General features: G+C 57.1%; 2 rRNA genes. Both read left to right on the top strand.

Annotation, left to right across the window (positions count from 1 at the left end):
• Positions 1–2,790: ribosomal RNA gene (locus tag AC5WRT_RS38740) — 23S ribosomal RNA — on the top strand; the annotation flags it as partial.
• A gap of 87 nt (positions 2,791–2,877) precedes the next feature.
• Positions 2,878–2,994: ribosomal RNA gene (gene rrf / locus AC5WRT_RS38735) — 5S ribosomal RNA — on the top strand.

Here is a 2,994-nt window from a genome sequence, read left to right as displayed (position 1 = left end):
CACGGTCTGCCGGCCGTGGGACGAGTCAGAAACCGTTGATGTAGGCGAAGGACATGCGAAAGGTCCGGCGTAGAGGGTAAGACCCCCGTAGTCGAAACGTCAGCGGCTCGTTTGAGAGACACCCAAGTAGCACGGGGCCCGAGAAATCCCGTGTGAATCTGGCGGGACCACCCGCTAAGCCTAAATATTCCCTGGTGACCGATAGCGGATAGTACCGTGAGGGAATGGTGAAAAGTACCCCGGGAGGGGAGTGAAATAGTACCTGAAACCGTGTGCCTACAAGCCGTGGGAGCGTCGGAGCAAGGTTTGCCTTGTTCTCGTGACTGCGTGCCTTTTGAAGAATGAGCCTGCGAGTTTGCGGTGTGTTGCGAGGTTAACCCGGGTGGGGAAGCCGTAGCGAAAGCGAGTCCGAACAGGGCGCTGTAGTAGCACGCTCAAGACCCGAAGCGGAGTGATCTAGCCATGGGCAGGTTGAAGCGGAGGTAAGACTTCGTGGAGGACCGAACCCACCAGGGTTGAAAACCTGGGGGATGACCTGTGGTTAGGGGTGAAAGGCCAATCAAACTCCGTGATAGCTGGTTCTCCCCGAAATGCATTTAGGTGCAGCGTCGTGTGTTTCTTGCCGGAGGTAGAGCACTGGATAGGCGATGGGCCCTACCGGGTTACTGACCTTAGCCAAACTCCGAATGCCGGTAAGTGAGAGCGCGGCAGTGAGACTGTGGGGGATAAGCTCCATGGTCGAGAGGGAAACAGCCCAGAGCATCGACTAAGGCCCCTAAGCGTACGCTAAGTGGGAAAGGATGTGGAGTCGCAGAGACAACCAGGAGGTTGGCTTAGAAGCAGCCACCCTTGAAAGAGTGCGTAATAGCTCACTGGTCTAGTGATTCCGCGCCGACAATGTAGCGGGGCTCAAGCGTACCGCCGAAGTCGTGTCATTGCAGCATGTACTCCCAACGGAGGCTGTGATGGGTAGGGGAGCGTCGTCTGCCGGGTGAAGCGGCACTGGAAGGTAGTCGTGGACGGTTGACGAGTGAGAATGCAGGCATGAGTAGCGATACAAACGTGAGAAACGTTTGCGCCGATTGACTAAGGGTTCCTGGGTCAAGCTGATCTGCCCAGGGTAAGTCGGGACCTAAGGCGAGGCCGACAGGCGTAGTCGATGGATAACCGGTTGATATTCCGGTACCCGCTGTGGAGCGTCAAACATTGAATCCAGTGATGCTAAGCCCGTGAAGCCGCCCCTGATCTCTTCGGAGTGAGGGGGAGTGGTGGAGCCGGTGACCCGAGCTGGTAGTAGGTGAGTGATGGGGTGACGCAGGAAGGTAGTCCATCCCGGGCGGTGGTTGTCCCGGGGTAAGGGTGTAGGACGCAGGGTAGGTAAATCCGCTCTGTATGTGTCTGAGACCTGATGCCGAGCCGATTGTGGTGAAGTGGATGATCCTATGCTGTCGAGAAAAGCCTCTAGCGAGTTTCATGGCGGCCCGTACCCTAAACCGACTCAGGTGGTCAGGTAGAGAATACCGAGGCGTTCGGGTGAACTATGGTTAAGGAACTCGGCAAAATGCCCCCGTAACTTCGGGAGAAGGGGGGCCAGTCCTGGTGATGAGCTTCGCGCTCTGAGCTGGGGGTGGCCGCAGAGACCAGCGAGAAGCGACTGTTTACTAAAAACACAGGTCCGTGCGAAGCCGTAAGGCGATGTATACGGACTGACGCCTGCCCGGTGCTGGAACGTTAAGGGGACCGGTTAGCTCCATTTCGGTGGGGCGAAGCTGAGAACTTAAGCGCCAGTAAACGGCGGTGGTAACTATAACCATCCTAAGGTAGCGAAATTCCTTGTCGGGTAAGTTCCGACCTGCACGAATGGCGTAACGACTTCTCGACTGTCTCAACCATAGGCCCGGTGAAATTGCACTACGAGTAAAGATGCTCGTTTCGCGCAGCAGGACGGAAAGACCCCGGGACCTTTACTACAGTTTGATATTGGTGTTCGGTTCGGCTTGTGTAGGATAGCTGGGAGACTGTGAAGCATGCACGCCAGTGTGTGTGGAGTCGTCGTTGAAATACCAGTCTGGTCGTGCTGGATGTCTAACCTGGGTCCGTGATCCGGATCAGGGACAGTGTCTGATGGGTAGTTTAACTGGGGCGGTTGCCTCCTAAAGGGTAACGGAGGCGCCCAAAGGTTCCCTCAGCCTGGTTGGCAATCAGGTGTTGAGTGTAAGTGCACAAGGGAGCTTGACTGTGAGACCGACGGGTCGAGCAGGGACGAAAGTCGGGACTAGTGATCCGGCGGTGGCTTGTGGAAGCGCCGTCGCTCAACGGATAAAAGGTACCCCGGGGATAACAGGCTGATCTTCCCCAAGAGTCCATATCGACGGGATGGTTTGGCACCTCGATGTCGGCTCGTCGCATCCTGGGGCTGGAGTCGGTCCCAAGGGTTGGGCTGTTCGCCCATTAAAGCGGTACGCGAGCTGGGTTTAGAACGTCGTGAGACAGTTCGGTCCCTATCCGCTGTGCGCGTAGGAGTCTTGAGAAGGGCTGTCCCTAGTACGAGAGGACCGGGACGGACGAACCTCTGGTGTGCCAGTTGTTCTGCCAAGGGCATGGCTGGTTGGCTACGTTCGGGAGGGATAACCGCTGAAAGCATCTAAGCGGGAAGCCTGCTTCGAGATGAGGACTCCCACCCACTTGATGGGGTAAGGCTCCCAGTAGACGACTGGGTTGATAGGCCGGATCTGGAAGCACGGTAACGTGTGGAGGTGACCGGTACTAATAGGCCGAGGGCTTGTCCTCAGTTGCTCGCGTCCACTGTGTTGGTTCTGAAACCACGAACAGCCCCGCCCTGGTGAGGGTGGTGCGGCGTTCACAGTTTCATAGTGTTTCGGTGGTCATAGCGTGAGGGAAACGCCCGGTTACATTCCGAACCCGGAAGCTAAGCCTTACAGCGCCGATGGTACTGCAGGGGGGACCCTGTGGGAGAGTAGGACACCGCCGAAC

It is taken from the genome of Streptomyces sp. NTD91 (assembly GCF_059510455.1).
Note: the sequence above shows the minus strand (reverse complement) of the source record. Positions and strands in the feature narration are given on the sequence as shown.